This window comes from Photobacterium rosenbergii (assembly GCF_033022775.1).
Lineage (GTDB): Bacteria > Pseudomonadota > Gammaproteobacteria > Enterobacterales > Vibrionaceae > Photobacterium > Photobacterium rosenbergii_A.
Window position 1 is genome coordinate 79,462 of sequence record NZ_JAWJZI010000011.1, and the last position, 21,546, is coordinate 101,007.

The window sequence follows — 21,546 nt, forward strand, 5'->3', positions numbered from 1 at the left end:
ATAGCACCCGCGTGCTAACGACGGTAGCGCCACAAAGCAAAAGCCGGGTCAATATATCTGACACCAAGGTTCAGTAAGCTTGAAACAATCAACTTTGAGCAAGCTTATTTCTGGCAATCACTGCAGTAGACCGACGCCCGCTGACCTATTTTCACTTCGCTAAGCGGCTTGTCGCAGCGCGGACAAGGCTCTCCGCCTTTGCCGTAGACCTGGAGCTCCTGGGCAAAATACCCCGGCTTGCCGTCAGCATTCTTGAAGTCTTTCAGGGTCGTGCCGCCCTGCTCGATGGCAAAGGCCAATACCGACTTGATTTCGTCAACCAACAACGCCAAACGCTGGCCCGAGATTTTGCCAGCCTCCCGCTTGGGGTGGATCCCCGCGGCAAACAAGGACTCATTGGCGTAGATATTCCCGACCCCGACCACCACATGGTTATCCATAATAAACTGCTTCACCGCCGTGCGTTTGCCTTTGGCTTTCTCCTGCAGGTAATCTGCGGTGAATGCCTCGCTGAGCGGTTCAGGGCCTAGCTTGGCCAAAACCGGATGCTCACCGTCATCGGCCTGCCACAGCCAGGCGCCAAAGCGGCGGGGGTCGTTGTAACGCAATACTTCACCACTCGACAGGCACAAATCAACATGGTCGTGTTTTTCCGGCGGGATCCCCGCTGGTAGTACCCGCAGACTACCTGACATCCCCAGGTGCACGATGGCATAGCCAGCGTCAGTCTCGAGCATCAGGTATTTCGCCCGCCGGGTGACCCGGCGGATCACCTGTCCTTCGATCTGACTGATTTCCTCCGGTACCGGCCAACGCAGTTTGGCGTTGCGGACAATAATCCGGGTGACTGTCTGATTGGTGACATGGGGAGCGATCCCCATCCGACTGACTTCAACTTCAGGCAATTCAGGCATGGCTTTCTCAGTAATTGTTCGAATTATCGGTTCACTATAACACTGGCGGAAACAAATAGGCTTCTTCTACCGATACCGCCAGCCATTCCCCCTGCCAGTTGTTCATCAGCCAAAACTGCGGTTGCTGATAGACGGTTACCCTGATTGGCTCTTCTTTTTTTGCCAACCATATTTCGACGCTGCTCGGGGGCGGCAGGGTCGGTTTGAGCTTGCCCACCACCTCATCACTGACAGCGGTCCCTGCCAGGGACTGCCAATGGTCGATAAGCTGATCAGCCGGCAATGCCACCCTTGGTTGGGCCCGCCAACTATTATCCTCGAGGTTGAGGCTGGTGAGTGGTAGATGCAGTTGCTCGATAACCGACTGTTCAGGCAACAGTGCGGTCATCCCTGCCTGGGTTCGGGCTTGGGCCTCTTCCTCACCGCCAAAGCGCTGTTTGACCAACTCCGGTAACTGGACCACGGCAATAAAGCAGATCACAGCAATGATAATGACATTGTTCCAGCCACGGCGAGACAGCCTCATGGCAACACTCCTTGAAAGTCCGGCAAAGTATGGATTAACAAACTATACCGCCAAGGTTAAAAGAATGCAGGGTTATTGAAGCAGGAAACGATCAGGAAAAGCAGCTATGGGAGTTGGGAGGCGAGTTTCAGGTATAAAAAAACCCAGTTAGAAAACTGGGTTTTTATCAAAAAAGCAAATAACCAATTACTTGATTTTAGCTTCTTTGTACATAACGTGCTTGCGAACTACAGGATCAAATTTTTTGATCTCGAATTTGCCTGGCATGTTACGCTTGTTTTTGTCGGTAGTGTAGAAGTGGCCTGTACCAGCAGATGATACTAGACGGATCTTCTCACGAATGCCTTTAGCCATTGTTCAAATCCTCTTAAACGTTCTCGCCGCGAGCACGCATATCAGTAAGAACGGCGTCGATACCTTTCTTATCAATGATACGCATACCTTTCGCAGAAAGGCGTAGTTTAACGAAGCGTTTTTCGCTTTCTACCCAGAAACGATGAGTTTGCAGGTTCGGCAGAAAACGACGCTTGGTGGCATTACGTGCGTGTGAACGGTTGTTACCCGTTACAGGACGCTTACCAGTTACTTGGCATACTCGGGACATTACTGTCTTCTCCAAATCGTTTCAGCTCGATATCTACCATGGCTATTTCAATGCGGAAAATGAATTCTCACATACAACCACAGCTATCAAAGGTCGCGCATTATACTAAGTCAAAACCAGTTGCTCAAGTCCCGAGCAGTCCTTTCTCAACTTTTTAAGCAAAAAATGACTATTTTATAGCCATCCTCGCTCTGCAAAAGAAGTGATGTCTCCGTCACCGACAACAAAGTGATCCAGAACCCGAATATCCACCAATGCCAGTGCATCACTGATCCGGCGGGTAATTCGGCGATCTGCCTGACTCGGCTCTGCCACGCCTGACGGGTGATTATGCGCTAAAATGAGCGCGGCTGCATTAAGTTCTAGCGATCTTTTTACAACTTCCCGTGGATAAACGCTCGCAGCATCGATGGTCCCCTCGAAAAGTACCTCGCCGCTGAGCACCCTGTGCTGGTTATCAAGAAACAAAATATAAAACGCTTCGCGATGGCGATCGCGCAGTACATGGGTGAGGTAACGCCTTGTATGGGAAGGGCTTGTCAGTGCATCCTCCTTCTTAAGCGTTTCCTCGAGATGACGCTGGTTCATCTCTAGTACCGCCTGCAATTGGGCATACTTGGCCGGCCCCAACCCTTTATACTGACAGAACGTCGCCCTGTCCGCCGCCAGCAGCCCCCGTAGCGAACCGAACTGTTGCAAAAGCTCTGTTGCCAGCTCTATCGCATTCATCCCGGCAATCCCGGTCCGCAAAAAAATAGCCAAAAGCTCGGCATCCGAGAGCGCGCCCGGTCCACGATCCAACAGTTTTTCTCTCGGCCTGGATTGCTCAGGCAATAGCTTTAGCGACATATTGTTTCCTCCTGAGGCCAAGCTAGGGCGCTTGCCATTTGTTTGCCAAGGCAAGTCACCCTGTTCTCCTGCCCTTACCGCAAAATGCCCATACATGACGGTTGCACCCAACAGAGAATTGCCAACCCGCTCGCATTGTGCCACTGGCCTATCTCCCTATTGCCCCCAGCTAAATTTTGATCCCGGGCAAGGAAGCCGGCTTTTTTTGGTGGCTGGCATTTTTTGGTGGTAAGGTGTGGCGCATTGACATTCCGGATATCGAGAGCAGGCAATAAGATGCAAACTTTGGCAGGAAAAAAAATTCTTCTTGGGATCAGCGGCGGCATCGCGGCATACAAATGTGCAGAGCTAACACGCCGACTGATTGAGCGCGGTGCCCAAGTACAAGTCGTTATGACCAAGGCCGCCAAGGAGTTCATTACCCCGCTTACCATGCAGGCGGTATCCGGCAGGCCGGTCTCCGACAGCTTGCTCGACCCAGCAGCTGAAGCCTCAATGGGCCACATCGAACTCGCCAAATGGGCTGACTTGGTGCTATTGGCACCGGCAACCGCCGACTTGATTGCCCGTATGGCCGCAGGCATGGGCAATGACCTGCTTACCACCCTTTGCCTGGCAACAGACGCACCGGTTGCCGTTGCGCCAGCGATGAACCAGCAGATGTACCGCCATGTGGCAACCCAGGAAAACATTGCCACCCTTGCCCGCCGCGGTTGTCATATCTGGGGCCCTGCCAGCGGTGAGCAGGCTTGTGGCGACGTTGGTCCAGGCCGGATGCTCGAGCCCATGCAGCTAGTGCACATGACAGAAGATTTCTTCAAGCCGGCAGACCTAGGTGGCCTCAAACTGACCATTACTGCCGGGCCAACCCGAGAGGCGATCGATCCGGTGCGCTACCTGACCAACCACAGCTCCGGCAAAATGGGCTATGCCATTGCCGAAGCGGCTGCCAAACGCGGCGCAACGGTCACCTTGATCAGTGGACCGACCAACCTAAAGACCCCGGCAGGCGTCGAGCGCATCGATATCAGCAGCGCCGAGCAAATGCACCAGGCTGCGATGGAGCATGCCACGACCAGTGATATTTTCATCGGCTGTGCCGCTGTGGCCGACTTCCGCCCGGCAGACGTCAGCGAGCAGAAAATGAAGAAGAAAGACGGCGAAGATGACATGGTGATCCGTCTGGTCAAGAACCCTGACATTATCGCCTGTGTTGCAGCGCTTGATGCCCAGCGCCCCTTCACCGTCGGTTTTGCCGCCGAGACCCAGGATGTCGAGCAGTACGCCCGTGGCAAACTGGCTCGCAAGCACCTCGACCTGATTTGTGCCAATGATGTCTCAAACGAAGGACAAGGCTTCAACAGCGACCAGAATGCCCTGCACCTATTCTGGCCGCAAGGCGACAAAGCCCTGCCTTTGACCACCAAGGCCGAGCTGGGTGCACAGCTGGTCAGCGAAATCGTCTCGCTATTCAAAGCCGGGAAATAGGTTTACTCCTCCCGCTGTTGCTGATGAATTAACCGAATAAGATCAAATATAAAGCCCAATACTTCAGGTTGGGCTTTTTTTGTCGATAAAGAGATCAGTATCGGCGGGCAGTGCTTTTCACGGCAGGTTTACGCCGCTAAGATAGGCGGGTTTCATCCTGTCCATTGACAGTCTTATTTTGAAAAGGAACGGTTATTCATGGCTGGCAACAAGAAAAACAACCGCCGCGAAGAAATTTTGCAAGCGCTGGCACAAATGCTGGAATCTGCCCAAGGCAGCCAACGTATTACGACCGCTAAGCTGGCCGCCCAGGTTGGTGTCTCGGAAGCCGCCCTCTACCGCCACTTCCCAAGCAAGGCGAGAATGTTCGAGGGGCTGATCGAGTTTATCGAAGACGCCATCACCACCCGGATCAACCGCATCCTCGATGACGAGAAAGACACCCTGCAACGCCTGCGCATGGTGCTGCAGCTGATCCTCGGCTTTGCCGAGCGCAACCCGGGGCTGACCCGCATCATGACCGGCCACGCCCTGATGTTTGAACAAGACCGCCTCCAGGCCCGTATCAACCAGCTGTTCGAGCGTATCGAAACCCAGCTGCGCCAGATCCTGCGCGAGCGCAAACTGCGCGAAGGCAAGGGCTTCCCGGTTGACGAGTCTATCCTTGCCGCCCAACTGCTGGGCCAAGTAGAAGGCAGCCTAAACCGCTTCGTCCGCTCGAACTTCAAGTACAAGCCGACCGCCAACTTCGATGACTACTGGCACCTGCTGAGCGCAGAGCTTGGGTAAAACCGCAACAGGCTGCTAGATCCTAGTTCATAGAAAAAATAAATAAAAAAGCGAGAGGCGTAAGTCTCTCGCTTTTTTAATTTTCGGCCAAGCCTGCTATTGGCTATTGGCAAACATGATATGACCAGCGACGACCAACCTGCTCTGCCTCGCGCCAATAGCCGCTCTTCCCCGGGGCCAGTTTTTATACCCCGTACTCCGCACGGTACGCTTTCACCGCTTCCAGGTGCTGCTCCATGCCGTCCTGCTCGGCTAGGTAATTCACCACATCGCCCAGCGATACGATAGAAATGACCGCACAGCCGAAGTCACGCTCGACTTCCTGGATAGCAGACAGCTCGCCCTTGCCTTTCTCCTGGCGGTCGATAGCAACCAATACACCAGCCAAGTCAGCACCGTTCGCCTTGATGATTTCCATCGATTCACGGATTGCCGTACCGGCAGTGATCACATCATCAACCAGCATGATACGGCCTTCCAGCGCGCTACCTACCAGGTTGCCACCCTCACCGTGGGCTTTGGCTTCCTTACGGTTGAAGCAGTATGGGGTGTCCACATCATGGTGATCCGCCAGCGCCACCGCTGTTGTTGTCGCGATTGGGATCCCCTTGTACGCAGGGCCGAACAACACATCGTACTCGACACCGGCATCTACCAAAGCCTCAGCGTAAAAACGGCCTAGGCGTGCAAGGTCACGACCTGTGTTGAACAAACCCGCATTGAAGAAGTACGGGCTCTTGCGGCCAGATTTCAGTGTGAACTCACCAAACTTCAGTACGCCCTTCTCCAAGGCAAATTCGATGAACTGACGCTGATATGCTTTCATGGTTTCTCCTTATTAGATGCAACTTGTGATTACACGATTCAAATCTAAGGTCTGGATTGCAGTGCCAGGCAACCGAAATCCAGGCCAAAAAAAAGCGGCTCCAATAGGAACCGCTTCAAAAAACTAACTTTCCAGCGCTTGCTTCTGAACGCTAACAATGTCGGCAATGCCGTCTTTCGCCAGAGCCAGCATCGCCAGCAACTCTTCGTGGCTAAAGGCTTCGCCTTCTGCCGTACCCTGGATCTCGATCATCTTGCCTTCTTCGGTCATGACCACATTCATGTCCGTTTCCGCTGCCGAGTCTTCGACATACTCCAGATCACAAATGGCTTCACCGTTATAGATGCCTACAGACACCGCCGCGACCATGCCTTTGAGCGGGCTGGCCTTGAGCATGCCTTTTTCCAGCATATAGTTGATAGCATCAACCAAAGCGACCATCGCACCGGTAATAGAAGCAGTACGGGTACCGCCATCAGCCTGGATAACATCACAGTCAACCGTGATCATCTGCTCACCCAGTGCTTCAAGATCAACCGCAGCACGCAGGCTACGAGCGATCAGGCGCTGGATTTCCATGGTGCGACCACCTTGCTTGCCACCAGCTGCTTCACGGCGGTTGCGTGAGTGTGTTGCACGCGGCAGCATGCCGTATTCCGCCGTCACCCAACCTTGTCCTTTGCCTTTCAGCCAGCGTGGCACGTTCTCTTCCACACTTGCAGTACAAATTACCTTGGTATCACCAAACTCTACCAGTACCGAACCTTCGGCATGGGCAGTAAAGTTACGGGTAATAGTAATAGGACGAACTTGGTTGTTGCTTCTTCCGCTTGGACGCATCAGTGGCTCCCTCTGGCTGGATGACATTAACCGGCGATTATAGCCACAACCAACCGGTTGTGCACGTGAAACCCAACCAGCGCGGTATTTACCGCACTGACTGCTGGCAGAATCACCATCTCGCCACCAACTCACAGTCGCTAAACCAAGCCGCTTGAAGTTACTTGGGTATATGCTTAAGGCTAAGTATAATCGTGACATCCGGATAACTGCGCACCACTTGTACATCAATGACGGTGGCTTGCCCATGGCACCCCACCCTAAGCAGTTATCAACCACCACTATTAGAGGCCACTAGCCAATGATTCATAGCATGACCGCCTACGCCCGTCGCGAAGTCAAAGCCGACTGGGGTACTGCCGTATGGGAAATCCGCTCGGTAAACCAACGCTACCTTGAGACCTACCTGCGTATGCCTGAGCAATTCCGCAGCCTGGAGCCTGTTCTGCGCGAGCGTTTCCGCAAGCGTCTGGCCCGCGGCAAGGTAGAGTGCAACCTGCGTTTCGAAGTGAACCCGGCAGCCAATACCGAGCTGAAAATCAACGAAGAGCTGGCCAAGCAGGTGATCAATGCCGCCAAGTGGGTGAAAGAAACGGCTGGCGAAGGCAGTGTCGGCCCATTCCAGGTTCTGAACTGGCCGGGTGTGATGGAAGCGCCGGAGCAAGATCTCGATGCCATCAACAAAGACTTGCTCGCTGCATTCGACAGCACAGTCGATGACTTCATTGCCGCCCGCGCCAGCGAAGGTGAAAACATGAAAGCGCTTATCGATCAGCGCCTTGAGGCAATCTCTGTCGAGGCAACCAAGGTACGCAGCATGATGCCGGAAGTACTGAACTGGCAGCGCGAGCGCATCATGACCCGCCTGGAAGAAGCCAAGGTCGAGCTAGACGCCAACCGCGTTGAGCAGGAACTGATCATGCTGGCGCAAAAGAGCGATGTCGCCGAAGAGCTGGACCGCCTAGACTCACACGTCAAGGAAACCCAGAAAATCATGAAAAAAGGCGGAGCCTGTGGCCGCCGCCTCGACTTCATGATGCAGGAATTCAACCGCGAGTCGAACACCCTGGCCTCGAAATCGATCAACACCGAGATCACTGCCGCAGCCGTTGAGCTCAAAGTGCTTATCGAGCAGATGCGCGAGCAGATCCAGAATATTGAATAAGCCACCGCGCCGCCTACCGACAAAGCCCTATTTTTTAGGGCTTTCTGCTCATATTACCGGCCCCATCGCTCATCCTCTCCTTGCTCCTTTTGATAACCTCGTCCTAACATTAGCCATTCTCAACCAGCCCAAAACGATACATAATAGCTACAGTTAAGTAACACCAAACCACAAAGTGGCTCACGCAGCGCATCAGTATCATGCCATGCTCTCTTTTACCTGGTGAGCCCCACGACAAAAGAGATGGTGAGAATGGATACCAATACCCCCCTGCTGAACCTTAGGGCCATCGAGCCGAGCGATTACGACGAGCTGGCTGCATTAATGGATCTGGTCTTCGCCGATGTCGGCGGTGCCTGGCCGCGCATGACCATCATGGATTTGATCCACCAGTTTCCCGACGGCCAGATCTGTATCGAGGACAGCGGCAAGATAGTCGGGGCCGCCCTGACCATCAAGGTCAACTACAACCGCTTCTCCCTCAACCACGCCTACACCGATATCATCACCGAACAAAACGTCATCCAGCACCAGGTCACGGGAGATGCACTTTACGGTCTGGATGTCTTTGTCCACCCGGATTACCGTGGGCTCCGCCTCGGCCGGCGCCTCTACGACGCCCGCAAGGAGCTGTGCCGCAGCACCAACCTCAAGGCCATCCTGGCCGGCGGCCGCCTCCCAGGCTACCACAAGGTGGCCGACCAGCTCACGGTGATCGAGTACCTCGAGAAGGTCAAGCGCAAGGAAATCCACGATCCCATCCTGTCGTTCCAGCTTGCCAATGATTTTGATGTCAAGCGGCTGATGAAGAACTACCTGCCGGAGGATGCCAAGTCCTGCGGCTACGCCACCCTGCTGGAGTGGGACAATGTGTTCTACGACGAGGAAATGCCATCGGTCATCGAGTCCGAGAAGAAAATCGTGCGGATAGGGATTGTCCAGTGGCAAATGCGGAAGATGGTGTCGCTGGACGACCTAATAGACCAGGCCGAGTTCTTTGTCTCCTCGCTGTCCAACTACCAGGCCGACTTTGCGCTCTTCCCCGAGTTCTTCAATGCTCCGCTGATGGGACTCAGGCCCGATCTTAGCTCAGTGGAGGCGATCCGTTTCCTGAGCGAGTTCAGCGAGGACATCAAACAACGCTTTTCCCAAATGGCGGTCACCTACAACATCAACATCATATCCGGCAGCATGCCGGTGCTGGAAAATGACCGCCTGTATAACGTCTCTTATCTGCTGCACCGCGACGGCTGTATCGACGAGCAGTACAAGATCCATATTACACCGCACGAGCAGAAGGACTGGGTCATTGACGGTGGCGACAAGGTCAAGGTGTTCGAGACCGATGCCGGACGGGTCGGCATCCTCATCTGCTACGATGCCGAATTCCCCGAGTTGGGGCGAATGCTGGCAGAGCAAGGGGTGCAAATCCTGTTCGTGCCGTTCTGGACGGACACCAAGAATGGTTATCTGCGAGTCAGGCTATGCGCCCAAGCAAGAGCCATTGAAAATGAATGCTATGTCGCACTCGGTGGCAGTGTCGGCAACCTGCCGCGGGTCAATAATGTCGATATCCAATACGCCCAATCCGCGGTCTTTTCGCCTTCCGATATCTATTTCCCCCACGATGCCACGATTACCGAAGCCAGTGCCAATACGGAGATGATCATCTTCGCCGATGTCGAGCTCGACAAGCTCAAGTTCCTCAATACCGAAGGATCCGTCACCAACCTGCGCCACCGCAGGCTCGATCTTTATGGCGGCTTCACGCAGGCAGGCAATGAACCGGGCCCGGACCCGTCCTGATCCGGGCTATTACCAGAGCGCCAGCGGCAGCCAATTATGAAATGATCATAAATTCCAACTAGGCTTAACTTTAACTCGAGCAAAAAGTTGAATTTTCAAGCAACCAGCTAATTTCTTTTGCGCGCGGATCATGATAATCTGCGCGCCCTTCTATCACTGAGTGAAAATGGCAATGAGCAAAGGTACTCTATACATTGTGTCGGCCCCGAGCGGCGCAGGCAAATCCAGTCTGATTAACGCCCTGTTGGAAACCAACCCGATCTATGACATGAAAGTATCCGTCTCTCATACCACCCGCGGCATGCGCCCGGGCGAAGAGCACGGTGTTCATTACAATTTCGTTAGCGTAGAAGAGTTCCAAGAACTAGTAGAGCAAGGTGCATTCCTTGAGCACGCTGAAGTTTTCGGCAACTACTACGGCACATCTCGCCCTTGGATCGAGCAGCAACTGAACAAGGGTATCGATGTATTCCTCGATATCGATTGGCAGGGTGCCCGCCAGATCCGCAAGCAGATGCCACAAGCAAAAAGCCTGTTCATCCTGCCGCCTTCGAAAGAAGAGCTGGAGCGCCGCCTCAATGCCCGTGGCCAGGACAGCGATGCTGTTATCGCCCGCCGCATGGAGGAAGCCCGTTCGGAAATCTCCCATTACAACGAATACGACTATGTGATCGTCAATGATGATTTCGATGTCGCGCTGATGGATTTCAAAGCCATTATCCGTGCAGAACGATTGAAGCAAGACAAGCAAGCTGCTAAATATAACAGCATGCTCAATGCTCTACTGGCAGAACAGTAAGTATTTTTGTACAATTTTCCATCTTTATTTATATAACCACTGGAGTCCTCCATGGCACGCGTAACCGTTCAAGACGCTGTTGATAAAATTGGCAACCGTTTCGATCTAATCCAAATTGCTTCACGCCGCGCTCGTCAGATGCAAACTGGCGGTAAGGATCCACTGGTTCCAGAAGAAAACGACAAGTACACAGTGATCGCGCTTCGTGAAATCGAAGAAGGCCTGATCACCAAAGATATCCTAGATGCTCGTGAGCGTCAGGAACTTCAAGAGCAAGAAGCAGCAGAGCTAGCCGCTGTTAGCGCTATTGCCGGCGACAACCGTTAATTCAGGGAACCGGGCGAATTGTATCTTTTTGATAGCCTGAAAGAAGTCGCGATCGAATACCTGCCTGAGTCCCAAATAGAGGCGCTCAGGCAGGCCTATCTCGTTGCGCGCGATGCCCACGAAGGGCAGACCCGCTCCAGTGGCGAACCTTACATCATCCACCCGATTGCCGTTGCCCGTATCCTGGCCGAAATGCGCCTCGACTACGAAACCTTGATGGCAGCCCTGCTCCACGATGTCATCGAAGATACCGAGGTCACCAAAGACGATCTCGACAGTCGCTTTGGCTCTACCGTGGCCGAGCTGGTAGATGGGGTCTCCAAGCTGGACAAGCTGAAGTTCCGCGACCGCAAAGAAGCGCAAGCCGAGAACTTCCGCAAGATGATCATGGCAATGGCCCATGACATCCGCGTTATCCTCATCAAGCTGGCTGATCGCACGCACAACATGCGCACCTTAGGCGCCCTGCGTCCGGACAAACGCCGCCGAATTGCCCGCGAAACGCTGGAGATATTCTCTCCGCTGGCGCACCGCCTGGGTATCCACAACATCAAGACCGAACTGGAGGAGCTGGGTTTCGAAGCCCTGTATCCGAACCGTTACCGTGTGTTGAAGGAAGTGGTGGCTGCCGCGAGGGGTAACCGCAAAGAAATGATTAACAAGATCCACGCCGAAATTGAGGGTCGCCTCAAAGACGCGGGGATCGAAGGCACGGTACAAGGCCGCGAGAAGAACCTTTACTCCATCTACAACAAGATGAAGAACAAGGAGCAGCGCTTCCATTCGATCATGGACATCTACGCCTTCCGCGTATTGGTCAAGGATCTGGATACCTGCTATCGCGTATTGGGACAGGTCCACAACCTGTACAAGCCGCGTCCGAGCCGGATGAAAGACTATATCGCCATTCCGAAAGCCAACGGCTATCAGTCACTGCATACCTCACTGGTCGGCCCGCACGGGGTACCCGTCGAAGTCCAGATCCGTACCGAAGATATGGATCAGATGGCCGACAAAGGGGTTGCCGCCCACTGGGCCTACAAAGATGGTGAAAGCTCCGGTACCACCGCACAGGTTAAAGCCCAGCGCTGGATGCAGAGCCTGCTGGAACTGCAGCAGAGTGCCGGTAGCTCGTTCGAGTTTATTGAGAACGTTAAATCTGATCTGTTCCCGGATGAGCTTTACGTCTTTACACCGAAAGGCCGAATTGTTGAGCTCCCGGTCGGTGCGACAGCGGTCGACTTTGCTTATGCAGTACATACCGATGTCGGCAACGCCTGTGTCGGCGCCCGAGTCGAACGCCAGCCTTATCCGCTCAGCAAACCGCTGAAAAACGGTCAGACCATTGAGATCATCAGTGCGCCGGGTGCCCGCCCGAACGCGGCATGGCTCAACTACGTGGTGACCTCCCGCGCCCGCACCAAGATCCGTCAGGTGCTCAAGACCATGCGTCGCGAAGAGTCAATTACCCTTGGCCGCCGCCTGCTCAACCATGCGTTGGGAGCGATCAACATCGATCAGATCGATGAAGGTAACCTGCATCAGGTATTGACTGACCTGCGTCTGGCCAGCCTCGAAGATCTGCTGGCCGAGATTGGCCTTGGTGAGCTGATGAGCGTGGTGATTGCCCGCCGCTTGCTTGGCAGTGCCGATGAGCTAACGCCGAAGGAGTCCGATCAGCGCCTGCCTATCCGCGGTGCGGACGGCATCCTGCTGACCTTTGCCAACTGCTGTCACCCTATCCATGGTGATCCGATCATGGCCCATGTCAGCCCGGGTAAAGGCCTGGTTATTCACCGCGAAGAATGTGCCAACATCCGCGGCTACCAGCGAGAGCCGGACAAATACATGGCGGTCGAGTGGAGCGAGGACTTCGAGCAGGAGTTTGTCACCTCACTCAAGGTCGATATGCAGAACCACCAAGGTGCACTGGCCGATCTGACCAACACCATTGCTGCCACCGGATCGAATATCCAGGGCCTGGCAACGGAAGAAAAAGACGGTCGCCTTTATACCATTACCGTGCGCCTGACCACCAAGGGACGTATCCATCTGGCCAATATCATGCGCCGGATCCGAGTAATGCCCAACGTGGTGCGTGTTTCACGCCAGAAAAACTAAACCACGCCAGTATCCAACTGGCCCGCCACAGAATAAAAAACGCCCGCTCGCGGGCGTTTTCTTTAGGTAACAGAACATGAGCCCAGAACGCTTCCAACGTATCCATGAGGTCCTTGCCACCCGTCAGCCAGACTTGACGGTGTGCATGGAAGAAGTCCACAAGCCTAACAATGTCTCGGCCATTGTCCGCACCGCCGATGCAGTCGGGATCCACAAGGTCCATGCCGTATGGCCAAGCAGCGGCATGCGTATGCTGGGCAATACTTCAGCCGGGGCTCGTAATTGGGTCGAGCTTGAAACCCACGACTCCATGGTCAATGCGGTCAGCACCCTCAAGGCACAGGGCATGCAGGTACTGGCCACCAACCTGTCGGACACCGCAATTGATTTTCGTGAAGTGGATTACACCAAGCCGACCGCTGTAATTCTAGGCGGTGAGAAAAACGGGATCACCGCTGAAGCGCTGTCGATGGCCGATCAGGATATCATCATCCCGATGGTAGGTATGGTACAGTCATTGAATGTCTCAGTCGCCAGTGCCCTGATCCTGTACGAAGCACAGCGCCAGCGCCAGAACGCCGGTATGTATAACCGGGAGAAAACCCTGCTGCCTGATGAGGTGGTTCATCGTATCCTGTTCGAGCGCGGCCATCCAGTGCTGGCAAAAGTCGCCCGCCGCAAGGGGCTGCCTTACCCGCCGCTGGACGAGCATGGCCAAATCGCTGCCGACGAACAATGGTGGAGCATCATGCAGGCGACCGAGCCGAAAAAGAAAAAGACCTTACCTTAAACGGATGCAGCCATAACGGATGTGGCCATAATGGAGTAGTAATGAGCGGACAACTTCTCGATACTATAGCCCTGACCGAACTGTCGGGTGTCGGTGCCAAAATGGCAGAAAAACTGGAAAAAATCGGCCTGCATACGGTGCAGGATCTCCTCTTCCACCTGCCGCTCCGCTACGAAGACCGCACCCGGATCTGGCCGATTGCCAGCGCCATGGCGGGCCAGCACCTCACAATTCAAGGCGAAGTGCTGAGCAGCAACATCACTTTCGGCAAACGCCGGATGCTGACCGTCAAGATCAGTGACCAGAGCGGCAGTGCCACCCTGCGTTTTTTCAACTTTAATGCCGCAATGAAAAATAGCCTCAGTGAGGGCAAGCAGGTCAAAGCCTATGGCGAAATCAAGCGCGGCAAGTACGGGCTTGAGATCATCCACCCCGATTACAAAGTCTTCTCAGAGCCGACCGAGCTCAGTACCGAGGAAACCCTGACACCAGTCTACCCGACTACCGACGGCCTGCGCCAGCTGACCCTGCGCAACCTCACCGACCAGGCCATGCGCCTGCTCGACAAATCGGCGGTGCGAGAGCTGCTGCCAGAAGGCCTGTACGACCGCCAGATGACCCTGGCGCAGGCCCTGCATATCATGCACCGGCCAACACCGGATGTTTCCCTCGACCAACTCGAGGAAGGCAAGCACCCGGCCCAGCAGCGCCTGATCCTCGAAGAGCTGCTGGCACAGAACCTGTCGATGCTGGCAGTGCGCCACAAAAGCCAGCGCCATGCCGCCTGGCCGCTGGCTGAGAGCAATACCCTCAAAGGCAAATTGCTGGCCAGCCTGCCATTTACCCCGACCGGTGCCCAGCAGCGGGTAGTGGCTGATATCGAGCGCGACCTTGCTGTACCCCACCCGATGATGCGCCTGGTCCAAGGCGATGTTGGCTCGGGCAAAACCCTTGTCGCAGCACTCGCAGCCCTGCGTGCCATCGAGCATGGCTACCAGGTCGCGCTGATGGCGCCAACCGAACTGCTGGCCGAGCAGCATGCGATCAACTTCGCCGCCTGGCTCAACCCGCTGGGGATTGAAGTCGGCTGGTTGGCCGGCAAGCTCAAGGGCAAGGCGCGCGACAAGGAGCTCGCCCGCATCGAAAGCGGCGAAGCTAAGATGGTGGTTGGTACCCATGCCCTGTTCCAGGAGCAAGTCGTCTTCAATAACCTCGCCTTGGTAGTTATCGACGAGCAGCACCGCTTCGGTGTCCACCAGCGCCTCGAGCTACGCGAGAAAGGGGCCAATGGCGGCTGCTATCCACACCAGCTGATCATGACCGCCACCCCGATCCCGCGTACCCTGGCAATGACCGCTTATGCCGATTTGGAAACCTCGGTCATCGATGAGCTGCCACCGGGCCGGACCCCGATCCAAACCGTCGCCCTGCCCGACTCACGCCGCCAGGAAATCATCGAGCGCATCCGCTCGGCCTGCCTCAATGAAGGCCGCCAAGCCTATTGGGTCTGCACCCTGATTGATGAGTCCGAGGTCTTGGAAGCCCAAGCCGCCTCCGATACCGCCGACGAGCTGACCGCACAATTACCCGAACTCAATATCGGGCTGGTTCATGGCCGGATGAAACCGGCTGAAAAACAGGACGTGATGAAGCGATTTAAAGATGGGGATTTGCACCTGCTGGTTGCCACCACCGTCATCGAAGTCGGTGTTGACGTTCCCAACTCAAGTTTGATGGTGATCGAGAACCCGGAGCGTCTCGGCCTGGCCCAGCTGCACCAGTTACGCGGCCGGGTTGGTCGGGGCAGCGTCGCCAGCCACTGTGTACTGCTCTACCATGCACCGCTGTCGAAAACCGCGCAGAAACGCCTTGGGGTACTGCGCGAGAGCAGTGACGGCTTTGTCATCGCCCAGCGTGATTTGGAAATCCGCGGCCCCGGCGAATTGCTAGGTACCAAGCAGACCGGTATTGCCGAGTTCAAGGTCGCCGACCTGGTCCGTGACCAACACCTGATCCCGCAGGTCCAGAAGCTGGCCCGTTACCTGCACGATAACTACCCGGACAACGCCAAGGCCATCATCGACCGCTGGCTCGGCCAGCGGGAGAACTATTCCAATGCTTAAAAACAGGGCTAATTCCTGAAAACAGGCAATAAAAAAGCGAGGTCTCATCCTCGCTTTTTTATCATTGAACAAGCTTGCTTAGCAGCTATTTCTTGGCATGCAACGGCAAGCTGATCTGCACCCGCAGGCCACCTTCACGACGATTGGACACCTGGATCACCCCTTCATGCTGATCGATAATACGTTTGACGATTGCCAGCCCTAAACCGGTGCCTTCGGTGTCAGTACCACGGGCAGTATCGCCGCGGGTCAGCGGCTGGAACATCCTCGCTACCTGATCAGGGTCGATACCCGGGCCATCATCCTCGACACAGAACCAGGCACTCTTGCGATCGGCAGCGGTACCGCTGGAAATCTTGACCAAGCCATTGCCGTAGCGCTGGGCATTGACCACCAGGTTGGTGATAGAGCGCTTGATGGAGACACCATTGCCGATGATCACACCAGGGATATCCGCCAACTCCAGCTCGACCTGGCGCTCGTAGCCCCCTTCGGCTTCAGCCACCTCTTCCAGCAGGTAGTTGAGCTCGAGCTCCTCTTCTGCCTGCTTCTTGGTCGACTTGAGATAGTCCATGAACTGGCTGATGATCTCGTTACACTCTTCGGTATCGTTGATCATGCTCTCGGCCAAATAGCTGTCTTCCGGCGACATCATCTCGGTTGCCAGGCGAATGCGGGTCAGAGGTGTACGCAAGTCATGACTGACACCGGCCATCAGCAGGGCACGGTCATCTTCGAGCTGCTTGATCCCCGCCGACATCCGGTTGAATGCCTTGGTTACCGCACGAATTTCCGACGCGCCTCGTTCAGGCAATACCGGTGGAGTCTCCCCCTTTGCCACCTGCAAGGCCGCTTGTTCCAGCGCCACCAGCGGGCGGTTCTGGATCCGGATGAACAACCAGCCACCGGCAATCACCATAAAGGCAATGATCAAGCTGTAGTGGAACAGCGGTGAGAAGTCGTCTTCCTGCAATTCGGACAGCGGGATCCGCATCAAGAAACCGGGTATTGAATCACTCCTGAGCCACAGCACATAGCTGTCGGCCCCCAGCACCAAGCGCACTTCGGTTGGCGACGCCAGCTCCTGGGTCATCTCCGCGCTGAGATATTCAATCACCGTGGCTTTGGCGAATTCCTGCAGCTCATCATCGTGGTCAGGATCACTCCCGTCCTCGGCATGCAGGGTCACCCCGAGCTGCTCGAGCAACTGCCGCCTCAGCGGGGTATCGAGATGGAAAGTATTGCCGTCAGCGAGCTCAACATCCTCCTTGAGCATTAAGCGCACCTCGTAGGCAAGGATCCGGTTGAACTGCTGCAAGCTTGGCAGCAAGGCATAGTTGAGTACCGCCAGGTAAGAGAAAATCTGGCTGGCTATCAACAAGCCAGCCAGAAGGATCAGTGTCCGGGTAAAGGTACTACGTGGCGACAGTCGCATGGCTTACGCCTCGCTGCCGTCCGGTACGAATACGTAGCCCAGTCCCCATACGGTCTGGATGTAGCGTGGGCGGCTAGGGTCTTCTTCGATCATCCGGCGCAGACGGGAGATCTGAACGTCAATCGAACGCTCCATCGCAGAGTATTCACGGCCACGGGCCATGTTCATCAGCTTGTCGCGGGACATTGGCTCGCGGGCATTGGTTACCAGCGCTTTCAATACCGCAAACTCACCCGATGTCAGCGGCATCGACTCTTCGCCACGGAACATTTCGCGAGTACCCAAGTTCAGGCGGAACTCGCCGAATTCGATGATCTTGCTGTCGACACTCGGAGCACCGGGTGCTTCAACCGTCTGGCGGCGCAGTACGGCACGGATACGTGCCAGCAGTTCACGCGGATTGAATGGCTTAGGCAGGTAGTCGTCAGCGCCGACTTCCAAGCCGACAATACGGTCTACTTCGTCACCCTTGGCGGTCAGCATCAGGATTGGCAGCATGTTGTTGGCATTACGCAAACGGCGGCAAATCGACAAGCCATCTTCGCCCGGCAGCATCAAATCCAATACCATCAGGTGGAAGGTTTCACGGGACAATAAGCGGTCCATTTGCTCACCGTTGGCCACGCTACGCACCTGGAAGCCCTGCTCAGACAGGTAACGCTCCAGCAGCGCACGCAGGCGCATGTCATCATCAACAACTAGAATCTTATAATTTTCCTGCATATCTCACCTTACTTGCATCGACTGAGGTTATCGTGCTTTGGGCGTATTTTACTCGACGTTCCCAGCGGTTAGCTGAAATTTGCCGCTAAAATAACCACTAAATTGTTACCGTTTATGTCAGGACCGCTCGTTTTCGAGTGGCTTATCTCTACGATAGTGACAACAATCTTTGTTTACCTACCCTTTAAACTAACCTAAATTCAAGGAACTATCCAAAGCAATACGCATTCTGAGTGGTTGAGACTTGATCTGTGCCCCGTGCCGAACGACTATTGGCAACAACAGAGACATTCAGCTTCCAGCAACCCGATAAAAACCGGATCCTGCGATGAAAACCAACCTCATTACCCGCGAGGGCTATGACAAACTGAAAAACGAGCTCGATTTCCTATGGAAGGAAGAGCGCCCCGAAGTCACCAAGAAAGTCACCTGGGCCGCTAGCCTAGGCGATCGTTCAGAGAATGCCGACTACCAGTACAATAAAAAACGCCTGCGCGAAATCGACCGCCGGGTCCGCTACCTGCGCAAAAGGCTCGAACAGGTACAGGTCGTCGATTACTCTCCCCAGCAAGATGGCAAGGTGTTCTTCGGTGCCTGGGTCGAAATCGAGAACGACGATGGCGAAACCAAGTCTTTCCGCATTGTCGGTCCGGACGAAATCTACGGCCGCAACGACTACATCTCGATTGACTCGCCGATGGCCCGAGCACTGCTGAAAAAAGAAGTCGATGACGACGTCGAGGTCAATACGCCTGCCGGCAAGAAAGAGTGGTTCGTCAACAGCATTCGCTATCAGTAAAGCGAGGCTATAGCCACAAGGTGAGCCCAAGGCGTGGAAGTGCCATCAGTTACTGACAGTCCGCTAACACGCGATGCCTTGCCTGCATTCCTATCGCCCGTAAAATGGGCCAATACCAGACAACAAGAGAAATGAACGGATGAGCAATACGATCAACCAGATGATTGCCACTGAGCTGAATGTTCGCCAGGAACAAGTCACAGCCGCAATCACTTTGCTCGATGATGGTAACACCGTGCCTTTCGTGGCCCGTTACCGTAAGGAAGTCACTGGTGGGCTGGATGACACCCAGCTCCGCAACCTGGAATCTCGCCTCGGCTATCTGCGCGAGCTCGAAGACCGCCGCCAGGTGATCATCAAATCCATTACCGAGCAGGGCAAATTAACGGCCGAGCTCGAAGCGGCCATCACGGGTGCCGATAGCAAGACCCGCCTTGAAGATCTCTACCTGCCCTACAAGCCCAAGCGCCGTACCAAAGGTCAGATCGCCATTGAAGCAGGCATTGAGCCACTGGCAGACTCACTGTGGAACGATCCGAGCCAAACACCGGAAGACAGCGCTGCAGCTTACGTCGATAGCGACAAGGGCTTTGCCGACACCAAAGCCGTGCTCGACGGTGCCCGCGCTATCTTGATGGAGCGCTTTGCCGAAGATGCTGCGCTGCTGGAGAAAATCCGCCGCCACCTCCTTTCACAGGCCGAACTGACCTCGCGTGTGGTGGAAGGCAAAGAGCAGGAAGGCGCCAAATTCAAAGACTACTTCGAGTACAACGAAGTCTTCAAGAATATTCCTTCGCACCGCGCTTTGGCCCTGTTCCGTGGTCGCAACGAAGGCTTTTTGCAGATCAGCCTCAACGCCGATCCCAACCAGGAAGAAGGCGTGCGCGGCTCCTACTGCGAAGTGATGATTGCCGACCACCTAGGCGTGAAACTGGGCACCCAGGCCGCTGATACCTGGCGCAAGCAGGTGATCAGCTGGACATGGCGCATCAAGATTGCCATGCACCTGGAAACCGAACTAATGGCAGCACTGAAGGAAAAAGCCGAAGACGGTGCCATGCAGGTGTTTGCCGACAACCTGAAAGATTTGCTGATGGCAGCCCCGGCCGGCCCCCGAGTCACACTGGCTCTTGACCCGGGCCTGCGTACCGGCTGTAAGATAGCGGTAGTCGATGCGACCGGCAAACTGCTGGATACGGCCACTATTTACCCGCACACCGCCCGTGCCCGCGTGGCGGAAGCCGAAGCGACCTTGCTGGCACTGCTGAACAAGCACAAGGTTGATTTGATAGCGATTGGTAACGGTACTGCTTCACGTGAAACAGACAGCTTTGTTGCCAGCGTGCTCAAGGACAATAATCTCAAGATCCAGAGCGTGATGGTCAGTGAAGCTGGTGCATCGGTTTACTCGGCGTCAGAATTGGCGGCCAACGAATTCCCGCAGCTGGATGTGTCGCTGCGCGGCGCCGTGTCTATCGGCCGCCGCCTGCAAGACCCACTGGCCGAGTTGGTGAAGATCGATCCGAAATCCATCGGTGTGGGCCAGTACCAGCACGACGTCAGCCAGAGCATGCTGGCCAAGCGCCTGGATGCCGTGGTCGAGGACTGTGTAAACGCCGTCGGTGTTGATGTGAATACCGCCTCTCCTGCGCTGCTAACCCGTGTGGCTGGCCTGAATGGCACCATCGCCCAGAACATCGTGAACTACCGTGATGAGAACGGCCGGTTCGACAGCCGTACCACCCTGAAGAAAGTCGCGCGCCTCGGGCCAAAGGCATTCGAGCAGTGTGCTGGTTTCCTGCGTATCATGGGCGGCAAGAACCCACTTGATAGCTCGGCGGTTCACCCGGAGTCCTATGCCGTGGTCAAGAACATCGCCGCAGCCAACGACAAGGCGCTCGATGCCATCATCGGCAACACCGAGTTCCTGCGCAGCATCAAGGCCGCTGACTATACCGATGAAAAATTCGGCCTGCCGACGGTAACCGATATCATCAGCGAGCTCGACAAGCCGGGCCGCGACCCGCGTCCGGAGTTCAAGACCGCCACCTTCGCCGAAGGGGTCAACGAGGTCAAAGATTTGATCCCGGGCATGGTGCTTGAAGGGGTGATCACCAACGTCACCAACTTCGGTGCCTTCGTCGATGTCGGTGTCCACCAGGACGGCCTGGTGCATATCTCGGCCCTGTCGGACAAGTTTGTCTCCGACCCACGCGAAGTGGTCAAGGCCGGTGATATCGTCAAGGTCAAGGTGATGGAAGTGGATCTGCAGCGTAACCGTATCGGGATGTCGATGCGCCTTAGCGACGAACCGGGCCAGGATAACAAGCCTGCCCGCAAGCCGCAGCAGAACCGACCTCAGGGTAACCAGCGCAACCCACAGCCTCGCCAGCGCCATGACCGCCAGCCGAGCAACAGCAACAACGCAATGGGTGGTGCCTTTGCCGCCGCGTTTGCTAACGCGAAGAAGAAGTAAAGCGCAGTTGGGCCAATAAACAAAAAGAGCCGGCATTCGTGTCGGCTCTTTTTTATTTCGGGCGATTGGCGATTGGCGATTGGCGATTGGCGATTGGCGATTGGCGATTGGCGATTGGCGATTGGCGATTGGCGATTGGCGATTGG

General features: G+C 55.3%; 20 protein-coding genes. 11 read left to right on the forward strand and 9 right to left on the reverse strand.

Going from position 1 to position 21,546, the window contains the following annotated elements; genetic code table 11:
• Positions 1-104 precede the first annotated feature (104 nt).
• From mutM to radC, 5 genes are all read right to left on the reverse strand, one after another.
• Positions 105-914: a bifunctional DNA-formamidopyrimidine glycosylase/DNA-(apurinic or apyrimidinic site) lyase gene (gene mutM / locus R2X38_RS20060; protein WP_317524118.1), complete on the reverse strand. Its 810-nt coding sequence runs from the start codon at positions 912-914 to the stop codon at positions 105-107.
• Positions 915-948: 34 nt separating this feature from the next.
• On the reverse strand, positions 949-1,440 hold the full coding sequence (locus R2X38_RS20065; RefSeq protein WP_317524119.1) for a hypothetical protein: 492 nt from the start codon (positions 1,438-1,440) through the stop codon (positions 949-951).
• 186 nt (positions 1,441-1,626) lie between these two features.
• Positions 1,627-1,794 (reverse strand): 50S ribosomal protein L33, encoded by a 168-nt coding sequence (gene rpmG, locus R2X38_RS20070; protein ID WP_004405486.1) that lies wholly within the window; start codon positions 1,792-1,794, stop codon positions 1,627-1,629.
• A 13-nt stretch (positions 1,795-1,807) separates the two neighbouring features.
• The gene (gene rpmB, locus R2X38_RS20075) at positions 1,808-2,044 is read right to left on the reverse strand and encodes a 50S ribosomal protein L28 (RefSeq protein ID WP_036818767.1); all 237 of its coding nucleotides are present in this window, start codon (positions 2,042-2,044) and stop codon (positions 1,808-1,810) included.
• A 174-nt stretch (positions 2,045-2,218) separates the two neighbouring features.
• Complete coding sequence (gene radC, locus R2X38_RS20080) at positions 2,219-2,893, reverse strand: RadC family protein (protein ID WP_317524165.1); 675 nt, start codon at positions 2,891-2,893, stop codon at positions 2,219-2,221.
• 276 nt (positions 2,894-3,169) lie between these two features.
• On the opposite strand from radC, the gene coaBC reads away from it, so the two are divergent.
• Positions 3,170-4,381, forward strand: coding sequence for a bifunctional phosphopantothenoylcysteine decarboxylase/phosphopantothenate--cysteine ligase CoaBC (coaBC, locus tag R2X38_RS20085; RefSeq protein ID WP_317524125.1), 1,212 nt, complete (start codon positions 3,170-3,172; stop codon positions 4,379-4,381).
• Between the two features lie 198 nt (positions 4,382-4,579).
• Entirely contained in the window at positions 4,580-5,170 is a 591-nt protein-coding gene (gene slmA, locus R2X38_RS20090; protein WP_044622315.1) for a nucleoid occlusion factor SlmA, read from the forward strand.
• 184 nt (positions 5,171-5,354) lie between these two features.
• On the opposite strand, the gene pyrE is transcribed toward slmA, so the two are convergent.
• Together pyrE and rph are read right to left on the reverse strand one after the other, a co-directional pair.
• Positions 5,355-5,996, reverse strand: a complete 642-nt coding sequence (gene pyrE, locus R2X38_RS20095; protein WP_317524127.1) for an orotate phosphoribosyltransferase — start codon at positions 5,994-5,996, stop codon at positions 5,355-5,357.
• Positions 5,997-6,119: 123 nt separating this feature from the next.
• Positions 6,120-6,836 (reverse strand): ribonuclease PH, encoded by a 717-nt coding sequence (gene rph / locus R2X38_RS20100; RefSeq protein ID WP_107298957.1) that lies wholly within the window; start codon positions 6,834-6,836, stop codon positions 6,120-6,122.
• Between the two features lie 301 nt (positions 6,837-7,137).
• Here rph and R2X38_RS20105 point away from each other — a divergent pair, with 301 nt between their 5' ends.
• The 7 genes from R2X38_RS20105 (at position 7,138) to recG (ending at position 15,967) form a co-directional block, all read left to right on the forward strand.
• Positions 7,138-8,001, forward strand: a complete 864-nt coding sequence (locus R2X38_RS20105) for a YicC/YloC family endoribonuclease (protein WP_317524128.1) — start codon at positions 7,138-7,140, stop codon at positions 7,999-8,001.
• Positions 8,002-8,253: 252 nt separating this feature from the next.
• On the forward strand, positions 8,254-9,807 hold the full coding sequence (locus R2X38_RS20110) for a bifunctional GNAT family N-acetyltransferase/carbon-nitrogen hydrolase family protein (protein ID WP_317524129.1): 1,554 nt from the start codon (positions 8,254-8,256) through the stop codon (positions 9,805-9,807).
• A gap of 172 nt (positions 9,808-9,979) precedes the next feature.
• The gene (gene gmk / locus R2X38_RS20115; protein WP_317524130.1) at positions 9,980-10,606 is read left to right on the forward strand and encodes a guanylate kinase; all 627 of its coding nucleotides are present in this window, start codon (positions 9,980-9,982) and stop codon (positions 10,604-10,606) included.
• A 51-nt stretch (positions 10,607-10,657) separates the two neighbouring features.
• Positions 10,658-10,933, forward strand: a complete 276-nt coding sequence (gene rpoZ, locus R2X38_RS20120) for a DNA-directed RNA polymerase subunit omega (RefSeq protein ID WP_107349751.1) — start codon at positions 10,658-10,660, stop codon at positions 10,931-10,933.
• A gap of 18 nt (positions 10,934-10,951) precedes the next feature.
• Positions 10,952-13,054 carry a bifunctional GTP diphosphokinase/guanosine-3',5'-bis pyrophosphate 3'-pyrophosphohydrolase gene (gene spoT, locus R2X38_RS20125; protein ID WP_317524131.1) on the forward strand — a complete coding sequence of 701 codons (2,103 nt, stop codon included), beginning with the start codon at positions 10,952-10,954 and terminating at the stop codon, positions 13,052-13,054.
• 76 nt (positions 13,055-13,130) lie between these two features.
• Positions 13,131-13,844: a tRNA (guanosine(18)-2'-O)-methyltransferase TrmH gene (trmH, locus tag R2X38_RS20130; protein WP_107298953.1), complete on the forward strand. Its 714-nt coding sequence runs from the start codon at positions 13,131-13,133 to the stop codon at positions 13,842-13,844.
• 41 nt (positions 13,845-13,885) lie between these two features.
• Positions 13,886-15,967, forward strand: coding sequence for an ATP-dependent DNA helicase RecG (gene recG / locus R2X38_RS20135; protein ID WP_317524132.1), 2,082 nt, complete (start codon positions 13,886-13,888; stop codon positions 15,965-15,967).
• Positions 15,968-16,052: 85 nt separating this feature from the next.
• Here recG and envZ read toward each other — a convergent pair whose 3' ends face one another.
• Together envZ and ompR are read right to left on the reverse strand one after the other, a co-directional pair.
• Complete coding sequence (envZ, locus tag R2X38_RS20140; RefSeq protein WP_317524133.1) at positions 16,053-17,402, reverse strand: two-component system sensor histidine kinase EnvZ; 1,350 nt, start codon at positions 17,400-17,402, stop codon at positions 16,053-16,055.
• Between the two features lie 3 nt (positions 17,403-17,405).
• Positions 17,406-18,125 (reverse strand): two-component system response regulator OmpR, encoded by a 720-nt coding sequence (gene ompR, locus R2X38_RS20145; RefSeq protein ID WP_039457175.1) that lies wholly within the window; start codon positions 18,123-18,125, stop codon positions 17,406-17,408.
• A gap of 328 nt (positions 18,126-18,453) precedes the next feature.
• Between ompR and greB the strand changes: the two genes are divergently transcribed.
• Together greB and R2X38_RS20155 are read left to right on the forward strand one after the other, a co-directional pair.
• Complete coding sequence (greB, locus tag R2X38_RS20150; protein ID WP_317524134.1) at positions 18,454-18,924, forward strand: transcription elongation factor GreB; 471 nt, start codon at positions 18,454-18,456, stop codon at positions 18,922-18,924.
• A 139-nt stretch (positions 18,925-19,063) separates the two neighbouring features.
• The gene (locus R2X38_RS20155) at positions 19,064-21,400 is read left to right on the forward strand and encodes a Tex family protein (RefSeq protein WP_317524135.1); all 2,337 of its coding nucleotides are present in this window, start codon (positions 19,064-19,066) and stop codon (positions 21,398-21,400) included.
• Positions 21,401-21,546 lie beyond the last annotated feature (146 nt).